Origin of the sequence: Rickettsia endosymbiont of Ceutorhynchus obstrictus, from assembly GCF_964026565.1 — a bacterium.
Classification (GTDB): Bacteria; Pseudomonadota; Alphaproteobacteria; order Rickettsiales; family Rickettsiaceae; genus Rickettsia.
The window spans coordinates 1,587,349-1,606,898 of record NZ_OZ032162.1 but is presented as its reverse complement, the minus strand read 5'-3'; the positions used below and the strand labels follow the sequence as shown (position 1 = coordinate 1,606,898).

The following is a 19,550-nucleotide window of genomic DNA, read 5'->3' as shown; positions in this document are numbered from 1 at the left end:
CGATAAAGGATTTGAAGTTTGGTTAGCAGCCCATAAAAAAAATAATAATCTAATCGAGTTTAATTTTGATAATAATATAATACATGATAAAGGACTACAAGCTCTAGCAGAGTTCTTACCTAGTGTTACTAAAAATTTTACTTTTACTATGGGGCTTGAAGGGAGGATGTCACCGAAAATTAGGAACTTATTAGACAAAGAGATTAAAGCAAAAAAGTCTAATGAGTCAATAAATATTAAGACATGTATTAATAGATCTGAAATATCATCATCGGACAAAAAATTAGATATATGGGTAGAGGATCGGATTCCTGAATCGAAACCACAGCAACCGCCAAAAGAAGTGTCGGAGGCAGAGCAACTAGTAAAAGCGATACCGGTTTCTAACCTAATTCCTGCATTGCAGCTAAAACCGACAGAGCAATTAGTAGACAAAGCGCCATCGGTAGCGTCAAAAGCAGGAGAGCAAGTAAAGGAGGGGGGGATAGGGAAAATCCTCCAATCATCTTCATCAGAAACCATTAGTAATTATAAAGAAGAGGGTAGTGTAATGAAATTAGAATCTAATGAAAATAAACCAAAGGAGGAAATAATAGTTGAAAATAAATTCAATCCGGAAGCAACATTAGAATTGTTGGATGAGTATAATAGCAACTTTTATCCTTTATTGGAAAAAAATAATCAAATCTTGGAGAAGCGAGGCATAAAACTTAACCTTACAGAGGAAAAAGACTATAAAGCCTTAATTATTTTAGGAAATCCCGGCAGCGGTAAAACTACTTTAACTAAGTTGTTTGCTTCTAAAACACTTACGATAAATGTAAATGAGGAGGGGACCTTAATATTACCCCATAATTCTCTTCCTTCCTCTTCGCCTCTAGGCTATAGTTTGCCGGGTAAACCTATTATAAATATAGCTAAATCAGTGGATGATGTAATAGTATGTGAGAATAATTCCCTTCAGGATAAGCTTTCTAAGTCGGAAGCAATTATTAATACATTTTATATGAAAAAAATTCTGAGTAATTATTCTACTAAATTTATCATTACTATAAAAGATAGCGATCTTAAAAAGGAATTTCTACCTATAACAAAAAAACTTGCTATTTTGCTGGAAAATGTTACCTTAACTCGTTATAGCCTTTATTTAGTTGTTACCGACACTCCTCCATATAAAACCACTACTAATATATCCACTTCTCTTACGGATATTGTCGAATGGCGAGCAAGGGGTGAAGAAAAATATAGAGAGAAGCAAGAGGAAATTATAAAATTTTTAAAGCTCTCAACCTCACTTTGTCTTTTTCCTACTTTTTATCCCGGTACCATAAATTTGGGTAACTTTGACCATATTTTTGGTAAAAAATTCCCTCCTTTGACTAAAGAAAATAATAAAATAGCGGCGGGTTCTACGAATATATCGGATATTTTAACCCTGCAATCTTCCATTAAGGAGGGGTTAAGAGAGGGTATAAGCAAATTAAGTGATAAAATAAAAACAAAATGGGATAAAGAAAAAGATTCACTATTCACCCTAGAATCAAAATCAATTTATCATGATACCATACTTTTGCCGGATACTACAAACTTAAAAATATTAATAGACATTTTTAAAAAGTTAAGTAATCCTTCTAATAATGATACTACTACAGATAATGATGGTACAAAATTTTTAGCATTAAATAATGCATTATATGAAGTTTTAGGAGATAAAGAATCAAACGGATTAAACAATAAATTAAGCAATTACGTAGATTATTTAAAATATTTTACGGAAATAAGTTCAACTAATAGAGAAAATATAAGTATAAGTAAGATGATCTCCCCACGCATGCGCGATAATTGGTTTAAAATGTTAGCTGACGGAGTTTTAAGTATTGGGGATGTAAATGAGCAATTAATAGAATCTTTTAAAACTGCTATGCAAACTTCTTTTTATTCCAACTTAAAGATATCTGTAGAAAATTTTTCTGATTCCATAAAAAATATAAAAATTTTAACCGAAGATACTCTAAATAACATCTATAACTTAAAAATGTTACAATCAATTCTTACAAACAACGATATAATGAGTTTAACAACGATCGAATCTCTATTACTGGATATGCTGGACATTACATCTCCTACTAATGATGTATTGTCAGGTTTATTGAGACAGACGGTAAAAAATAATATAAAAATTTTAAAGGAGTTAGTTATAGAGAGTGATCTTAAAATTAAAATATTAACCGAAAAAATATGGCAAGAATTTGTTGATTTGAAGTCTATTAAAGAGATTAATGAAAATATTCATAATATTATATATGAGAAACTACTTACAGTAGAAATACCGCATAAGATGGATATAGAATTTTATGACAAATTATTAACATCAATACTGCTAGAAGATGTTGAAAATGCTTCTTTATCTAGCTCACATATAAAAGCCTATCACTCTAAACTAGCCGAAATTTATTGCCAAATGGGTAATGTAACTTCTGACTCTCAAACTAAAAAAGAATATTATGAAAAAGCTATTGAAAATAATAAATCTAATAAAGAAGCTCATGAGGAATTAGGAGATATAGAGTTACAAGATAAAAATTATAAAAAAGCAATGGAACACTACCAGTATACTAATTGTATAAGTAAAGAGAAGGCGGCTTTTAAAGCAGCATTAGGCGTTGAGGAAAAGAAGAAAACGCACAATGATTATAATATTCAAGATCAAGTAGAATTACACTTAAAACACGGTAAATATCTTGCGGACAAAGGATTCACGGAAAAAGGAGGAATGGTTGTATTAGATGCCCAACCTTTAGCAAAAGAAAATTATTCTCTATGTGTGAAAATCTATGAAAATTTGGCGTTGATTTCCAAGGAAATAGCACTTAAACATATACATGAATCCACTGAGTATAGTAGTAAGGCAGCAGTCTTTAGTTCTGCTGCGTCAACATGGTCTACTGAAATTATTGATAACTATAAGGCATCTGAGGTTATGGGAAATACGATTTTTAATCAGGATTAAAATTGCTTTTACTTAATAAATATAGATACGGATTTAGGATAAAATTTAAAAGAATTTTATCCTAAATATCCCCCAGCACTTGAAATTCAATTTCTTCCCCCAAACCTTTATCTTCACCCTCATTTACATTTTCCAATAATAGTAGTGGCACTTTAGAATCACTTAATACTACAGTTAATTCTTCTACAACTTTATGTCTAAGGTGGGCATCCTCAATACATTTTTCAGCTATCTCCCCACCACCAAACCGCTCTGGGCAATAATATGCCATATAATTAATTATATGGGGGAATTTTTTACTAAATTCTATTAAACATTCAAAATTTTTGCTATTATTATTTACTACAGCATTTATCATTATATCAAATATTGCTATTTTTGCTAAATTAGAATTGCTACAAGATAAAGAATTTTTAATATATTCTTCTTCCAAAAAATCACTTACTGGTCGCGGCTTAAACCAGCTTAAGTTGAACCGGCTAGGTTCAATGTTCCATATTTTCTTTAAAGTATTCTTTTCTATTTCTGATCTATCTTTTGGCGGAATAATACTCTGTATGAATGTTATTTGCTTAAAGTTTTCTGTATCATCGATTAATAAGTTAGTAAGATTTTTTCCTAGAATAACCTGTACCTGCTCCTTAAAAGGTAACTTATTATCTATTATTGACTTATGATTTTTGAATAAATACATCATAAAAAGAGTAACGTCCTCGAAAGCTGATTCAGTAGGAGAGTTTTTTTTATTTGGAGAAGAGGCGCCGAAGGCTTTTTGCTTCACATAAGACAGTTTAGTTTGTAACCAATTCTTATTTTCTATTAGCGGCGGGTTTAAAATTTTCTCTTTATTAGCATTAGTTATCATTAGAGCGAGTTCGCCTAACTCGATAGCTACGCTTTTAAAATGAAATTTCTCTGCTATAATTTTGTTTATACACTCTACTCGATTATCAAATTTTTTGCCCATTATCAGATCATAAATATCAGCGGTAAATTCATGAATTGCGCATATCCCGGGACCAAGTGCTGCATATCCAGCGACAACAATTTCCATAAGATCGGCGCCGTAACATGCAAATTTTCTTAAAACTTTACAGTGTATCTTCTCAAATTTATCAATATTTGCACCTATCAAACCAGTGCCTAAAGTAATATAAGCTTGAAATATATTCGTTATAGTGTAATGAAATGTTTGACAATATTTATATAATTCAAGATTTTCATTTTTAAGTAATTTTATATTTTTAATTACCCAAGCTTTTTTAGTTTTTCTGCTAATATCTAATATTTCTTGCTGGTTATCCGCATTTTCTTTTAGTGTCATAACCGCTTGGAAAGTCATTTTTTTGAAGCTATTAAATTCTGCACGCGTTACAGGTTCATAGTCTGAAGAATTTTCTGAAAAATTAACTTCCTCAAAGCCTTCGTCATGATTTTCAACTCTCTTTAATTGGCGATTATTTTCCTCTATCCCTAAATCTTCCTGAATTTGTTTCATATTATCACTCGCATCCTTATAGTTTGGATTAAGCATCCTAAGCTTTTTAAAAGCAACATATGCTTGATATTTATTATTCGATTCATAAAAAGCTATCCCCATATGATAATAAATATCGGGATATTCTGGGTTAAACTCAAATACATACTGAAAAAGCTTTGCTGCTTCGTGAAAATACTTAATATCCTCTTTGCCTCTCTCAAAATAAGCATGTCCTTGCCGGTAACATTCCTCAATAAAAACATCAATTTCTTCTAAATTTTCTGCAGCAAATAGTACTTCCCCTTTTTCAAAGTAATCTTGCGCCGTTTTATTTTTCATATAAACTTTATTTATACCATATTATGACCGCCATTAATCGATAAAGTTTCGCCGGTAATAAATCCGGCATTCTCATCGGTTAGAAACTCGACGGCTCTGGCTATCTCTTCGGGTTCTCCAAGTCTTTTCATCGGGATAGCCGCAACTATTTGCTCAAGGATGCGCTCAGGAATTTGTCCCATCATTTCCGTCCTGACGTAACCGGGGGCAATACAATTTACGGTGATATTTTTAGAAACGGATTCTTTGGCTAAAGCTTTAGTAAAGCCGATAAGCGCAGCCTTGGCAGCGCAGTAATTAGTTTGCCCGACTTGTCCGGCTTGAGCATTGATTGAACTAATATTAACGATGCGACCGTAATTTTGGTTGCGCATTTGCGCGATCACTGCGCTCGACATATTAAAACAGGAATTAAGATTGACGTTAATAACGTCATGCCAATCTTGTTGGCTCATTCTATGTAACATTCCATCCTTAGTAATACCGGCATTATTCACCAAAATACTTACCGGTCTTTTGTATTCTTCTTCGATTTCTTTGACCGCTTGCCGGCACTCGTCATAATCCGCTACGTTCCATTGTTTGGCTTGTATTGAATGTTTTTCCGACATTTCTTTAGCTGCATCGTGATTGCTGAAAAAATTGGCAACAACCGTAAAGCCTTTATTTTTTAAGGCAATAGCGGTAGCCTTACCTATTCCTCTCGTCCCGCCTGTTATTATCGCTAGTTTTGACATTTATACCTCGTAATATTTAGTAAACTGTTTCATTTATCCTATTTAATTGCTCTAACTTATAAACCTGAATGCTAATTTTTAAAGCTCAATTAAGAGTATTATATTGTTGCTTTAGTTATCTTTCCCATTTTTTGTGAGCCTCATGTGCATGGGTTGGTGTAGGAGGAGGCGTATCTATTTTTGTGATTTCCTGCTTAGGTGTAATCGTTTTTTGTTGACTTTTGCTTACATTTAGCGGTTTGTTTTTACTTTGCTCAGTTGATAAAGCCTCTACACCTGCTTCCGTAACAAATTGATCTCTCACCTGCTGTCTAGGCGGTAATGTATTATATCTTTCATCTTTATACATATTAGGAGTTTCTTCAGCTTTTTTCTGCTCCTGCTTTTCATTAATAATCTCATCTTTTTTAAGTTTCTTGATTTTATTATTAGCCCCTGTCGGCTCTACTATAGTTTGCAGAGCTTCCTTTCTTGTTTCCGGGAATCCTTCACTGGTTACTTGTAATGTACCGTAGCAACCAACAGTTGCTCCGCCGGCATAAACCCCTCCGGCTTGACCGGCAGTATGCCATGCTTTTAGAAGTTGTTTATCAACATCAGTAACCTGTATTCCTAATTTAGCAGCTACGGCACTGCTAGTTTGATCATGCTCCGCAAGCCCTGTGCGATCTTTGCCGCTTGCACACATGGTAAGTACCTCATGCTTTGGGACCTTTCTAAAAACAAAATCTTTAGAGTTTGTGATTCCTGTACTTACGAAATTAAGCTTTCTTGAAATATCGCTACTTATATTTTCTTTATCTGCTCCTCTAAAAAAAGCAACGTCGGCTTTTTCTACATCTTTTCTTAAATCGGCAGCGTCTGTTAATATTTTATGAGCTTCAAGAGATAATCTACCTGCGTTTACTTCTGTATTTAACATTGTTGTCAAATCATCTTTGGGTTTATTAATACCAAATAACCTTGCCAATTTTCCTCTAGGTTTTAAATGAGTTTTAATACTCTTAAAATTGCCTTCTTCCGGTAAATTATTAGCAATATCATTAAGCTGTTGTTTTGCTCCGTCAAAATTATTAAAGGCAGCAATTTTTCTAAATTTATTAAAGGCTGTGTTAGTGTGATGTCCGCCTACATGATCCATGGCTCTTTTGGTAAGAATCACAAGCTTCGCATCTTTATGCGGTGTTTTAAAATTTGCAGTACCGCTATTTAAAGTATTAGCATGAAGAATATGATCTTTGCCCATCCATTCCTGAGCTTGTTTAGAGTTTAAATCAGTAATTTCTTGTCTTGAATTTGTATCATGAGAGATAGAGGCCAATGTTCCTGCATGTTTAGAATTGTGTAATACTTTAAAATTTTCACCATTTGAGTCAGCTATTGCAGTAATTTTTTCAAAAGCATTTTTCATACCGACTATTTGCCGTAATTGGGTAGAAATAACATGATCTCCTTGTACTATTTTATCGGCATATCTTTCTACTAATTTACTTTCCCAATCCTTCATTGCGGTAAACCATTTAGGTTTATTTTCCGTTTTTATTTTTTCATATTCTGCTTTTTGCTCGATTGTTAATCCCTTTAATGCTGCTTCTGCTTCGATAACAATATGCTCTTTACCTTGCTTATCTTTAACATTTGAGACAGTAACTATATTACAATGTTCATCATTAAGATTCTGAAAATCCTTAGCAACATTAAGTTTTTTATGTATTTGTTTAATACCATTTTCTTCCAGAATTACGGCTATATCATTAATTTTATTTTTGACGTTAATAGAAATTTCTTCCTGAGATTTATTTTCATTCTTCTTGTTGAAGTTTTCAATAAATGTAACTGCTTCATTTTTTAGCTGCTCTTCAAGCTCAGGCTTTCCTTCGATTTTAGCAATATCAATGGCCGCTCTTACAGCATTTAAATATTGCATCTCGTAGCCTTCAGTAGCAAGTATACGAGGATCTTTAGCCTTTCGTGCATCACGAATTATTACCGGTGTTGTACCTTCTAGTAGAGGATCAATTTTAGTAAGCTGAATACCGGTTTTTTCTTCCCGTAAAATTTCTAATTTTTGTAATGCATCAGTAAAATTTCTTTCTTTAACTGCCTTGATAATTTCATCTCTATTCGTTTGTAAAGGTTCTTGTTTATTACCTATTAAAAACTCATTTGTTTGTTTTATCAAAAAGTCTTTATCGTTATCAAATCGTTCTTTTAATGATAGTGCCATGATTTAGTTTCCCTATGTCTTGTATTTCTAGTTTAAAATAATTATATAAAAATAATCCACTGAAAAATGTTTAATCATTTTAACTTGATAATATTATTCATATGAACATTGATAAATTTACTGCACATGCTAAAAATATAATTGCCGGTAGTCAAGCAGTAGCCGCCAAAAACGATCATCAACAAGTGTTGCCGCTGCATATATTAGCGGCTCTTTTAAATGAAGATACAGGAATTATTGCCGGTCTTATTAATATTATCGGCGGTAATTTAAATAATCTTAACGATAATTTACAATTAGAGCTAAATAAAGTTCCTAAAATTCAAGTAGAGGGGGGAGGACAGCTTTATTTCGCTGCCGAAAGCCTGAAATGCCTAGAAAAAGCTACTAGCCTTGCCAAAGATAACGGTGATAATTTTGTCACGATTGAGCGAATTTTTGAATCCTTATCGTATGATAACGGGGCGGCAGGCAAGATTTTAACAATCGCTTCTATCACTAATAAAAAAATTGCTGCGGCAATTTTACAGCTCAGAAAGGGTAAAAAAGCCGATACCGAATCAGCGGAAAATAGTTACGATGCTCTTAAAAAATACGGCAGAGACGTTACCGAGCTTGCCGAAAGCGGTAAGTTAGACCCAATAATCGGCAGGGATGAGGAGATTAGAAGAACGGTGCAAGTATTATCTCGCAGGATGAAAAATAACCCTGTTCTCATCGGCGAACCCGGAGTAGGTAAAACCGCTATAATTGAAGGGCTAGCTCAAAGAATTTTTAGTAAAGACGTACCGGAAACTTTAGTTAATTGCCGTATTATTGAGTTAGATATGGGTGCGCTTATCGCCGGTGCTAAATATCGCGGAGAATTTGAGGAGCGTCTTAAAGCAGTGCTTAGAGAGATTAAAGAAGCAGGCGGTGAGATTATTTTATTTATCGATGAGTTGCATTTGCTAGTCGGTACCGGTAAAACCGACGGTGCAATGGATGCGTCTAATCTCTTAAAACCGATGCTTGCGAGAGGTGAATTACATTGTATAGGCGCCACTACTTTGGATGAATATCGTAAATATATAGAGAAAGACGCAGCACTTGCTAGGAGGTTCCAGCCCGTTTATATTAGCGAGCCGACGGTCGAAGATACTATTTCGATACTTCGAGGTATTAAGGAAAAATATGAGCTACATCATGCCGTTAGAATTGCCGATAGCGCGATAGTGGCGGCGGCTACCTTATCAAATCGATATATTACCGATCGTTATTTACCCGACAAAGCAATTGATTTGATAGATGAGGCTTGTAGTAGGTTAAAGATTGAATTATCAAGCAAACCTGAGGAGCTAGACGAGCTTGACCGTCGTATTATTCAAATAAAAATGGAACTTGCCGCTTTAAATAAAGAAAATGATGAGCATTCTAGAAAGAAAATCGCTCATTTAACGGAAGAATTAAATAAACTCGAAGCGGTTTCTTACGATATGAGTACAAAATGGCAAGCGGAAAAGGCAAAAATGCAGCTTGAGCAAAAATTAAAAGAGGAGCTAGAAAAAGCAAAAGGAGAACTAGAACGTGCCGAGAGAAGTACAAATTTAACTAAAGCAAGTGAATTAAAATACGGTATTATCCCTGAGCTGACAAAAAAGATTAAAGAAATAGAGTTAAACGGCGGAAAAAATGTTTTAAAAGAAGTAGTATTAGAGAGTGATATAGCAAATATTATTTCCAAAATTACCGGTATTCCTATCGACACAATGCTATCGAGTGAACGCGAGCGATTACTTGTTACGGAGCAAAAATTAAGGGAGTCGGTAATAGGGCAGGATGAGGCAATAAAAGGCGTTAGCGACGCGGTACGTAGATCACGTGCCGGTATTCAGGATGTTAACCGCCCCTTAGGTTCGTTTTTATTTCTCGGTCCTACAGGCGTCGGTAAAACCGAGTTGACTAAGGCGCTTGCCTATTTTCTCTTTGATGATCGTAACGCAATTTTGCGTATTGACATGTCGGAATATATGGAGAAGCATGCTATTTCGCGGTTGATCGGTGCGCCTCCGGGTTATATCGGTTATGATCAAGGGGGAGTATTGACCGAAGCGGTGCGGCGACGTCCTTATCAGGTAATATTGTTTGATGAAGTTGAGAAAGCCCATCCGGATATTTTTAATATTATGCTGCAAATACTCGACGAGGGAAGGCTTACCGATAGCCAAGGTATAACTGTTGATTTTAAAAATACTATTATAGTTTTAACGTCCAATCTTGGTGCTGAGATATTAATTAATCAGCAAGAAGGAGAAGACACCTATAAAGTAAAAGATCAAGTTATGGAATATGTAAGAGCCGTATTTAAACCGGAATTCTTAAATAGGTTAGACGAAATTATATTATTTCATAGGTTAAACCGCGATAATATTCACGATATAGTTAAAATCCAGTTGGAAAATTTGAAAAAAATTTTATTGCAACAAAATATAACTTTGGAATTTGACGAGTCGGCTTTAAATTATTTAGCTGAAAAAGGTTATGATCCGATGTTTGGCGCGCGCCCGTTAAAGCGTCTTATCCAGCGAGAATTACAAAATAATCTGGCTAAAATGATTCTTAGCGGTGAGGTAAGCGGCGGTATGGCTGTTAAAGTAACAGTGGAAAATAACGAATTAAGTATAGTATTAATGCAAAGTTAGGATGGCTGTGTTGCATGAATAGGTTAAAGCGTGTTCGATGTCATTCCCGTGAAAACGGGAATCCAGCCTTTTCTTTGTCATGCTGAACTTGTTTCAGCATCTATTGAACAATATCCTGAAATAAATTCAGGATGACCTAAAAAGTGCTTTTTTCTAGATTCCCGCCTACGCGGGAATGACATAAGAGAGCAGGGAATGACATCGAAAATTCGAGCCATGCAACAACGCCGATTGCGGCGTTACCTTACCGCTCCTCTATAATCTTTACCCAATCAGAAAATAATTAATTCTAAATTTTTCTAACGTTAGAGTAACAAAATGCTTAACAAATTCTTTAAGTAATGCTTCATCTGTTACCGGCTGTGCCTTTTCATCAAGAGCCGTTAATTCTTTAGAAATAAATTTTTTAAGAATTTTTTCCTCAATATTCTCGAGAGAATTAGTACCGTCTAATAATTCCAAAATACATTTTTCTTGTATTTGTATACCTATCATATTATTAAGCCGATTAGTGACGCTTATTAGCTTATTAGCATTATTGAAATTTGCATGTTTTACCTGATATCTCATAAGCTCGCTAACTTTCGGTTTTGCGGTAATACTTGCTATAGCATTCGGCTTCTCGGCATATATTTTTACGAAATCTTGGAATATAAGTTTAATAAAATTTGCTTCTAATGCTGCTAGAAAATCCGTTAATTGAAATTTTCCGAGTTTTTTAAATGCTGCTTCGGCAACTCGCTCCAGACTCATCGGATTACCGATATTTTCGCTATAGACATATAAAATAGCTTTCATAACCGGCGAAGCGGTTGAGATAAAAGGCTCCGGTAAATTCTCGTAATAGAAGCTAATATTTTCCTGCGCGTTAGAGAGATCAATATCATTCCGATTAGTTACCGGTCTAACATTGAAGGTGGTGTAGAAACCTTTTAATTTATTAAATTCAATATTTCTATTTATAGCTGCCTCATTATGGCATAACAAAGTAGAGCGAAACTTGCGGTTAGTAATAAAATCCATATATTGCTCGGTACGGACTATATCATTAATAGTTTGTAATTGCTCTGCTGCCTTTATCGGTAAATTACCGATAAACATCGAGGAAGGTGAAGTATCACCAAGATAATTAAGCTGATGCTTCCTTGCCATATCCATAAATTGATAAAAATAAAAGCCGGTATTTTCTTCACCTAAATACTCATGCAACAGATATGAATCATCATATAAAGCTAAAATTTTTGCTTCATCTTGCAAGAATTTAGAATATGAAGAGGGCGATTTGTCTAACGACTCATTAATAAAGCTTAACAATAATTTTGCTTGTTGTAATTTATCATTATTATTTTGAAAAATTTCCGAGTGGAACATCATCATTTCTCTAATGGTTCTTTGCATATTCCAACCGGGCAAAGTATTATAACTGACAAAAGCAATGCCGTTTCGATTTAGTAATTTATTTGCAACTTCAAGAATTTTTTCTTTTACCGCGTCCGGCACCCAAGAAAATACCCCGTGACAGATTATATAATCAAATTTACCTAAAGACTCATCAATATCCATTATGGATAAATGTTTTAAATCAATATTTTTAAGCTTTAAATCATCAACTGCTTTAAGCCCCTGTTCTATTTGTTTTTTTGATAAATCAATACCGAGGGAATAAGATTTAGGATAAGTTTCGGCAAAATTGAACATATTACTCCCGACCCCACAACCTATATCCAATATTCTTGCGGTTTTTACCTCCGGGGGATTTAACCCGAATAACAACCCGATAGTTCTTAAATGTTCAGGGGTGGTATAGCCAAAAGAAAACGGGGAGTACGGAACTTCGTCATAAGATATTTTATTGTTTTGTTGGGTCATATTTGTCCTTAATAAAAAAATCAATTTTAAGAAATTTGGAGAAATTAAGCAAGGATTTTATAACTCTATTAACTGAGCATGGTTAGCAAGGCTTTCTATACCCTGAAGGTCGGTTGCGGTAATCCATAATTGTAAACCGACGGTTATGAAAAACTCCGTTAAATATTCTCGTCTTTTGTCATCAAGATGAACAAAAACCTCGTCTAATAATAAAATGGGAGTTGCTTGATTAGACTTAATAAAATAATTAACTTCCGCCAGCATTATAGCAATTAATATTGCTTTCTGCTCACCCGTAGAACAAAGTTTTGCTAAAATATTTTTTTTCTTGTGCTTAATTATAATATCGCTTTTATGCACCCCGAAACTAGTGCGTCCGATTAATTTATCTTTACTGCGTGTGCTGTAAAGCTCATCGGTTATGAACCCCGCTATTTCCTTTTCTCCTGCTAATATTTTTTGCTCTACTACCCCGTCAATAGCTAAGTCGGCTTTAGGAAACTCGTTATCAAGCTCATCGATTGCTTGTTGCATATATTTTAAAGTTTTGAGTCGGTTAGAAGCGATTTGAGCAGAGAGCTCCGCCATTTTTTCCTCAATCACTTTAGACCAATTCTCATCTATATAATTTTCTATAAGGATTTTATTGCGCTCTTGCATATAATATTCGTATTTACTAACTAAACCCGCATGGTTTGGATCGAAATTATAAACAATTCTATCAAAAAATTTTCTTCTGTCACTAGCTCCCGCCGAAAATATACCTTCCATTTGCGGCGTCAGCCATACCATACTAGTAAATTTACTTAGTTCGGTATTCGGTATTTTGGCGCCGTTAAATTCGGTAAGCCGTTTATTGGAGCTACGTTTAAAATGCGTGGTAATCTCAGCCGGTCCCAGCTTGCTTTGCAATAATGCACGAATGATACAATAATCTTCGCAGCTTTTACAGATATCAGCGAATTTTGCAGAGCGTAACCCTCTTCCGGGATAAAGTAGCGATATCGCTTCTAAAATGCTGGTTTTGCCGCTCCCGTTCTCGCCGATTAATATTATAGCTTTGTTATCTGTCTTAACCTCAAAATGCCGAAAATTACGATAATTCTCTAAGGTTAATGATTGCAGAAAAATATTTTTCATGAGTAGCTAGGTTAATGTTTATGATCGTGGTGATGAGTATAAAATCCTAACGAAGAAAGTACATTAGAAAAATCTGAATTAGGCGTTAATTCATTCGGCACCCCGCTACAACATATATGCCCGTTTAAACATATTACTTGATCGGAGTTTTTCATCACGGTAAACAAATCGTGCGAAATCATAAAAACCGTAATATCAAAATTTTTTTTGATGTGGTTAATGATCTGATAAAATTCTTGTTGGCTTGCAACGTCAAGAGATTGGATAGGTTCATCTAAGATAATTAAATCCGGCTTGCTAAGTATAGCACTCGCTAAAACCAATTTTTGGAATTGCCCCATAGAAAGCTCTGAGATATCATGCTCTTTTAATTTCTCTAAATTAATAAAAGTAATAATTTCTTTCAGTTTATTATTTTTATTATTCGGTGCTAATAAATCTAGAAAATTTTTGACCGTAATCGGTAAAGAAGTACTCAGATTAAATTTTTGCGGGACGTAACCGATTTTTAATTTGGCGATTTTTAATTTAGAGTTAATTATTATTTCGCCGCTACTTGGCTTTTCTAAGCCCAGTATTAGTCGGACTATAGTAGTTTTACCGGCACCGTTTGGACCTATTAAGGTAGTAATATTATTTCTTTTTATAGTAAAACTAATATTATTGATCGGTAACTTATTACCGAATTTCTTAGATACATTACGAAATTCTATTAAAGGATTTTCCAAGGTAAGTATGTTATTTTATATTATTAATGTGGTGGGGATCGATAAACACGTTCCCAATGTCATTCGTCATGGATATCCAGAGAATTAAATGATAATCAAATTAATTACCTATCACCTCTTGAATATCTATTTTCTGAAAATCCTGCATGTTGAATTCAATAATTTCCGGAGTTAGCTCCTTGTCGGCATTATTCTTAGAATCCTTTGCAGCTTGTTTTGCCTTGTAATCTCGAGAGTAAGCATAGTTGGCAAAACGTACTAATATTTTATTATCTTTTATCTCTTCAATTTTTCCTAAAGTAAACGGTGTACTTTTGAAATCCTCATCATGCGGAATCTTAAATGTAAAATAACTTCCTGCTTGAGGATTGTTTTTAAAGGTTTGAATATTTTTTGCGTTTTTACTACTATCAAAAATACTAAACAATATAATAACTATAATAATAATAAGACCGGAAAAAAACCACCAAGGAGTTTTAAAATTTAAATCGTTTCGTTGTATTTTTCGTAAATCTGCTGTGATGTGATATTCAGATCCACAAGATAAGCAAGATACATAAGTGATTTTATTAAGAGGTACAACAGGAATCCAAAAAAGATTAAATGTACGCTGTAATCCTACCAAGTAAAGCTGGTTAGCATTACAAGTTTTACAAGCTCCATCTATCTTTTTGGTACCAATTTCCCTTGTACTCCATCCCCAAACAATCATTTTATTCTTTGAATTTTATTTATATCCGCATCATTATAATAATTTGTTGAATAAAGTACAATCTTTTTATACTACTCAAAGTTAGTTATCGGTTAGAAAGAAGTATAAAAAGTAGAACACTAAAGAGATGTTGAATTTGCTTCAGCATGACAAAGTAAAGGCTGGATTGCCGTTTTTAGGCGTTGTTGCGGCTCATAATTTACTGTATTACGGTTATTACAAGTATGGTGTCATGCCACGGTATGACACCGAATTGCTGTGCAAAAATTCGAGCCATGCAACAACGCCGATCAAACCACGGAATGACACCTATTCATTTATCGATAGAATAGATGCCGATCAATTCGGTTTTTCCTAAAATATGCTCTTCTATTGCTGATAATAAATCCTGCTTGCTAGCATTTTCGTCAAGCTCAAGATAAGCTTTTAAGGCATATAATTTAAAAAAGTAACGATGTGCTTTTCCGGGAGGAGGGCAAGGACCGCCGTATTGCTTTTCTTTCCAACTGTTATTAAGCGTTTTAATAGCGGCATCTATTTTTCCTTCCGACAATTTTAATATAGATGCCGGAATATTATAAATTATCCAGTGATCCCACACCCCTATAGGCGGGGCTATTTCAATAGGAGCATCGGGATCATCCATAATTAAAGCAAAAGATTTTGTACCTAACGGCGCATTTTTCCATTCTAAAGCAGGGGAAATATTTTCGCCTTTACAGGTGAATTTATCGGGAATGCGTTCTTTATTATTAAATGCCGTACTTATTAATTCAAAAGTCATATTTATTTACTCCTTTTGGTTTTTTTTAAGTTGTGCCATGTTATTAGTATAGGTAGAGCGTCATTGCGAGGAGGGATTGGCGTTGTTGCATGGCTAATAATTTACCGTATTATGGTTATTATAAGTACGGTGTCATACCGTGGCCCCTCCCACGGTATCCGGAAAAACCTTAATAAAAAGACTGGATGCCGTGGTCACGCCCACTACTGTACGAACGTTGAAAAAAGGCTGTGTCATGCCGTGACTTGATCACGGCATCCAGGAAAATAAAGCCATATTAGACTTATTTTAGAATCTTTTTATGATATTATAAGCTGGATTCCGTGGTCGTAGCCACGGAATGACAGAATTTTTACCTCTTTATTTAAACGTTCGTACAGTAGTGGGTCAGGCCACGGCATGACACCGAAACACTTTGCAAAAATTCGAGCCATGCAACAAGACCATTGTCTACACGCAATGACGTTTCGATACTCTAATTCACGACTTCCCATTGTCCGTCGGGTTTACGACATGCTTTTCCGTAAGCTTTTTGCTGCTGTCCGCCTATTACGACCGTGTGAGTATATTCGCGGCAATATTGACCGTGATCATTTTTAAAAGTACTGGTAGGTGTAATGGAACCACGGTGACCGTTATCAGGATTACGCCACTCTACGGTATTGCCGGTAGGTGCGGCTTCTAAAGCTCTTTGAGAACTGAGTTCCGCAAGTTTTCTATCTTGCTCATCCATTCCGGCACCGATTTGACCGCCTATTAATGCACCGATTAACGCACCTGCGCCGGTGGCAAATAATGCTCCTGTACCTTTACCGAATTGAGCTCCTAGTAAAGCACCGGTTGCTCCGCCGATTAACGTACCGCTACCTTGTTTATTCATGCCGCCTGGTCCGGAGCAAGCTTGTAACATCCCACATGCTAAGATAATAACAATAAATTTAGATATTAATTTCATATAAATCGCCTATTGTAAAATATAAGTTTGAAAGTTATCTTATAAAAGTATTTTTGTAAAGCTGAATATAATTATCTACTCTAATATAATTGAATTTTATATTTTTTTAGCTAAACTACATAACAATTATGTTACTTAACTTTATACCGCAAAACAATCAAAATATTTTATGAATACTATTAAGCAGAATAATTTAATAAAATCGGCGTCTTATTTATCATTTACGATAGCTGCGATTATCTTAATTATTAAAACTTACGGCTGGTTTATAACAAATTCGCAATCAATGCTTGCCTCTTTGATTGATTCAATGCTTGATATTTCATCTTCCTTCGTTAATTTAATTGCAATACGATTCGCTTTTCAACCTCCGGATTATTATCATCGATTCGGTCACGGAAAAGTGCAGGATTTAACAATTTTTTCACAATCGATGTTCTTTTTTGCTTCGGCTCTTTTTACCAGCTTTTCCTCATTTAAATCTTTAGCGGACGGCAGTTACCCTGAAAATATTGCGCACGGCACTAACGTAATGTATTTATGTATATTTCTTACCGTGATATTAGTGCTTTATCAAACATATGTAATAAAAAAAACTCATTCGGAAATTATTAAAGTCGATAAATTACATTATTTCACTGATTTGCTGACAAATATTTTAGTAATAATATCTATAAATTTAAGCGGTCGTTTTTGGTTTATTGACCCGTTATTCGGCGTTGCTATATCACTATATATATTTTATGCTTCTTATTCCTTATTTAAAAAAGCTTTTAAGAATTTGATTGATCAAGAATTACCGGAGGAAGATAGGCGAAAAATCATTGAGATAGTTAATAAGCATAAAAAAATAAGAGGGATGCATGATATGAAAACTAGATATGCAGCACACAAACCTTTTATCCAGTGTCATTTAGAGATGGACGGTAATATATCGCTACATAATGCGCATGAAATTAGCGATGAAATTCTTCTTGAAATATTAAAAGAATTTCCCGGTGCCGAGATAATAATTCATCAAGACCCTTACGGCCTAGAAGAGCAAGTTAATTATCGTGATGAGATTAAATAATTTCTTTATGCAAGAAGCACTAAAGCAAGCTAGGCTCGCTTTCGGCAAAAACGAAATTCCGGTTGGTGCGGTTATAGTTAATCGGTTAAATCAAAAAATTATTGCGGTAGCTCATAATATTACCGAAGAAAAAAATAATGCGCTTTTTCATGCCGAAATTATTGCAATTAATAAGGCATGCCGAATTTTGACTAGTAAAAATCTAATAGATCATGATATATATGTTACTTTAGAGCCGTGTGCAATGTGTGCTAGTGCAATAGCGCATAGCAGATTAAGTCGTTTATTTTACGGCGCAAACGATCCTAAACAGGGAGCTATTGAGAGTAATTTACGCTTTTTTAATAGTAAAGCTTGTTTTCATAGACCGGAAATATACGGTGATATACTCGCCCTAGAGTCAAAAATATTGATGAAAAGTTTTTTTAAAAAGATTAGAGAAAAGAATTTAGATTAAATCCCTCATTACATTCGGGATAGCCTGGATTGCCGCAGCCACTTCGTGGCTTCGCAATGACGAGTTTTTTATTAATTTTTGATCCACGCGGGCATTGCCACGGGTCTTGTTGCATGGCTCGAATTTTTGCAAAGCGTTCGGTGTCATACCGTGGCTTGACCGGCATTGTTGCATGGCTCTAAAAAAGTGCCTTATGTCATTCTAGCTAAAGGCAGGAATCCAGAAAAATTAAACTAAAGATGTAACGATAACTTACAATTATATAGAAAAAAGCCTTACAAGCTAAGGCTTTTTAGCCTGGATTCCCGCTTTCGCGGGAATGACATAAGGGGCAGCAGGAATGACATACTGCTTCTTTTATCGAACCATGCAACAATGCTTCTAGTCGCTCGCAATGACGTTTAGGGTATCCATGCGGGCAATGCCTCCTCGCAATGACGATTTTAGGCTTTTTTATTTTCTTCTTCCACAAAAATCATAAGCTACTATATCTTAAAAACCCAAATTCAGTTTTTTAGTTATTGAGTCGGAGCATTATTTGCTACTTTTACTTTAATTGTTTTCATAGAGGTGTCATCAAAGAACAAATATACTTTAAATTCGTCTCCTTCCTTTAAAGATTGTTTTAAATCATACAGCATTATATGCGCGCCGCCGGGCTTAAGCTCTACGCTAGTTTTCGTAGGAATTAAAAGATTATCTAGTTTTACCATTTTACTAATTCCTTTTTCATCGGTAAAAGTTTGGTGAAGTTCTACTTTATTGGCGATATCCGACGATACGTTTATTAAATTATAATTAGCACCGCTATCATTTTTAATTACTAAATACATAGCGGAATTATTAATTTTACCTGCCGTACTTGTTGCAGGCCTTGCCCAAGCATTAACAAAACTAAGATCGGCCATTGCCGCAATAGGTGCGTTACTATCGGATTGAGGGGTAGAAGAAGGAACTGCCGCCGCTGTCGGTGCAGCAGGGGGATTAGTAGAAGTAGCGTAGCTTACAGAACAGGTTAAACTAGTGAGTAGTAAGAGAAGAGTTTTTAAATTCATGTTAATACCGTAAAATAAGTTTATTCGTAAATTATATTAACATGAATGAGGTACAAATCCAATAATCTTTTAGCAATATTACTAATCTTAATTACTAGCATTAGTTAATAATTTTAGTTGTAAGAGAGCGTTGTTGCATGACTACCGGAATCGTCATGGCGAGCATTTGCGGGCGTTGTTGCATGGCTCGAATTTGTGATGTCATTCCCTGCTCTCTTATGTCATTCCCGCCTTTAGCTAGAATGACATCGAAAATTTGAGCCATGCAACAACGCCTCGTAAGAGGGAATTAAGAAGTAAAATA

Annotated in this window: 21 protein-coding genes; 6 read left to right on the top strand and 15 right to left on the bottom strand. The window is 34.7% G+C overall.

Annotated elements, in window-relative coordinates; all coding sequences use genetic code 11:
* Window positions 1-166: 166 nt before the first annotated feature.
* Window positions 167-3,010, top strand: a complete 2,844-nt coding sequence (locus AAGD64_RS09250) for a hypothetical protein (RefSeq protein ID WP_341793208.1) — start codon at window positions 167-169, stop codon at window positions 3,008-3,010.
* 61 nt (window positions 3,011-3,071) lie between these two features.
* On the opposite strand, the gene AAGD64_RS09245 is transcribed toward AAGD64_RS09250, so the two are convergent.
* From AAGD64_RS09245 to AAGD64_RS09235, 3 genes are all read right to left on the bottom strand, one after another.
* Entirely contained in the window at window positions 3,072-4,829 is a 1,758-nt protein-coding gene (locus tag AAGD64_RS09245; RefSeq protein WP_341793207.1) for a hypothetical protein, read from the bottom strand.
* 11 nt (window positions 4,830-4,840) lie between these two features.
* A complete protein-coding gene (locus tag AAGD64_RS09240) occupies window positions 4,841-5,566 on the bottom strand; it encodes an SDR family oxidoreductase (RefSeq protein ID WP_341793206.1) in 726 nt (241 codons plus the stop codon).
* A 115-nt stretch (window positions 5,567-5,681) separates the two neighbouring features.
* Window positions 5,682-7,793: a hypothetical protein gene (locus AAGD64_RS09235; RefSeq protein ID WP_341793205.1), complete on the bottom strand. Its 2,112-nt coding sequence runs from the start codon at window positions 7,791-7,793 to the stop codon at window positions 5,682-5,684.
* A 101-nt stretch (window positions 7,794-7,894) separates the two neighbouring features.
* Here AAGD64_RS09235 and clpB point away from each other — a divergent pair, with 101 nt between their 5' ends.
* Window positions 7,895-10,474: an ATP-dependent chaperone ClpB gene (gene clpB, locus AAGD64_RS09230; RefSeq protein WP_341793204.1), complete on the top strand. Its 2,580-nt coding sequence runs from the start codon at window positions 7,895-7,897 to the stop codon at window positions 10,472-10,474.
* A 77-nt stretch (window positions 10,475-10,551) separates the two neighbouring features.
* Here clpB and AAGD64_RS09225 read toward each other — a convergent pair whose 3' ends face one another.
* From AAGD64_RS09225 to AAGD64_RS09205, 5 genes are all read right to left on the bottom strand, one after another.
* Complete coding sequence (locus AAGD64_RS09225) at window positions 10,552-10,692, bottom strand: hypothetical protein (protein WP_341793203.1); 141 nt, start codon at window positions 10,690-10,692, stop codon at window positions 10,552-10,554.
* 46 nt (window positions 10,693-10,738) lie between these two features.
* Complete coding sequence (locus tag AAGD64_RS09220; protein WP_341793202.1) at window positions 10,739-12,343, bottom strand: class I SAM-dependent methyltransferase; 1,605 nt, start codon at window positions 12,341-12,343, stop codon at window positions 10,739-10,741.
* A 57-nt stretch (window positions 12,344-12,400) separates the two neighbouring features.
* Window positions 12,401-13,483, bottom strand: a complete 1,083-nt coding sequence (gene recF, locus AAGD64_RS09215) for a DNA replication/repair protein RecF (RefSeq protein WP_341793201.1) — start codon at window positions 13,481-13,483, stop codon at window positions 12,401-12,403.
* A gap of 11 nt (window positions 13,484-13,494) precedes the next feature.
* Window positions 13,495-14,211, bottom strand: coding sequence for a metal ABC transporter ATP-binding protein (locus tag AAGD64_RS09210; protein WP_253308400.1), 717 nt, complete (start codon window positions 14,209-14,211; stop codon window positions 13,495-13,497).
* A 100-nt stretch (window positions 14,212-14,311) separates the two neighbouring features.
* Window positions 14,312-14,923 (bottom strand): hypothetical protein, encoded by a 612-nt coding sequence (locus AAGD64_RS09205; protein ID WP_341793200.1) that lies wholly within the window; start codon window positions 14,921-14,923, stop codon window positions 14,312-14,314.
* Window positions 14,924-15,050: 127 nt separating this feature from the next.
* Between AAGD64_RS09205 and AAGD64_RS09200 the strand changes: the two genes are divergently transcribed.
* Window positions 15,051-15,281: a hypothetical protein gene (locus AAGD64_RS09200; RefSeq protein WP_341793199.1), complete on the top strand. Its 231-nt coding sequence runs from the start codon at window positions 15,051-15,053 to the stop codon at window positions 15,279-15,281.
* On the opposite strand, the gene AAGD64_RS09195 is transcribed toward AAGD64_RS09200, so the two are convergent.
* Window positions 15,237-15,707: a YbhB/YbcL family Raf kinase inhibitor-like protein gene (locus AAGD64_RS09195; RefSeq protein ID WP_341793198.1), complete on the bottom strand. Its 471-nt coding sequence runs from the start codon at window positions 15,705-15,707 to the stop codon at window positions 15,237-15,239. The genes AAGD64_RS09200 and AAGD64_RS09195 overlap by 45 nt on opposite strands.
* 15 nt (window positions 15,708-15,722) lie before the next feature.
* Here AAGD64_RS09195 and AAGD64_RS09190 point away from each other — a divergent pair, with 15 nt between their 5' ends.
* Entirely contained in the window at window positions 15,723-15,956 is a 234-nt protein-coding gene (locus tag AAGD64_RS09190; protein WP_341793197.1) for a hypothetical protein, read from the top strand.
* A gap of 50 nt (window positions 15,957-16,006) precedes the next feature.
* On the opposite strand, the gene AAGD64_RS09185 is transcribed toward AAGD64_RS09190, so the two are convergent.
* Together AAGD64_RS09185 and AAGD64_RS09180 are read right to left on the bottom strand one after the other, a co-directional pair.
* The gene (locus AAGD64_RS09185; protein ID WP_341793196.1) at window positions 16,007-16,141 is read right to left on the bottom strand and encodes a hypothetical protein; all 135 of its coding nucleotides are present in this window, start codon (window positions 16,139-16,141) and stop codon (window positions 16,007-16,009) included.
* A gap of 41 nt (window positions 16,142-16,182) precedes the next feature.
* Window positions 16,183-16,662, bottom strand: coding sequence for an RT0821/Lpp0805 family surface protein (locus AAGD64_RS09180; protein ID WP_253308403.1), 480 nt, complete (start codon window positions 16,660-16,662; stop codon window positions 16,183-16,185).
* Between the two features lie 169 nt (window positions 16,663-16,831).
* Between AAGD64_RS09180 and AAGD64_RS09175 the strand changes: the two genes are divergently transcribed.
* Window positions 16,832-17,734, top strand: a complete 903-nt coding sequence (locus AAGD64_RS09175; RefSeq protein ID WP_341793195.1) for a cation diffusion facilitator family transporter — start codon at window positions 16,832-16,834, stop codon at window positions 17,732-17,734.
* Complete coding sequence (locus AAGD64_RS09170; RefSeq protein WP_253310103.1) at window positions 17,721-18,191, top strand: nucleoside deaminase; 471 nt, start codon at window positions 17,721-17,723, stop codon at window positions 18,189-18,191. Before AAGD64_RS09175 ends, AAGD64_RS09170 begins: the two co-directional genes overlap by 14 nt.
* On the opposite strand, the gene AAGD64_RS09165 is transcribed toward AAGD64_RS09170, so the two are convergent.
* The 4 genes from AAGD64_RS09165 to AAGD64_RS09150 form a co-directional block, all read right to left on the bottom strand.
* On the bottom strand, window positions 18,183-18,365 hold the full coding sequence (locus AAGD64_RS09165) for a hypothetical protein (protein ID WP_341793194.1): 183 nt from the start codon (window positions 18,363-18,365) through the stop codon (window positions 18,183-18,185). The two genes, AAGD64_RS09170 and AAGD64_RS09165, sit on opposite strands and share 9 nt — an antisense overlap.
* Before the next feature lie 118 nt (window positions 18,366-18,483).
* Entirely contained in the window at window positions 18,484-18,663 is a 180-nt protein-coding gene (locus tag AAGD64_RS09160; RefSeq protein WP_341793193.1) for a hypothetical protein, read from the bottom strand.
* Between the two features lie 46 nt (window positions 18,664-18,709).
* Window positions 18,710-19,246, bottom strand: a complete 537-nt coding sequence (locus AAGD64_RS09155) for a copper chaperone PCu(A)C (RefSeq protein ID WP_341793192.1) — start codon at window positions 19,244-19,246, stop codon at window positions 18,710-18,712.
* 100 nt (window positions 19,247-19,346) lie between these two features.
* Entirely contained in the window at window positions 19,347-19,511 is a 165-nt protein-coding gene (locus tag AAGD64_RS09150; protein WP_341793191.1) for a hypothetical protein, read from the bottom strand.
* Window positions 19,512-19,550: the final 39 nt, after the last annotated feature.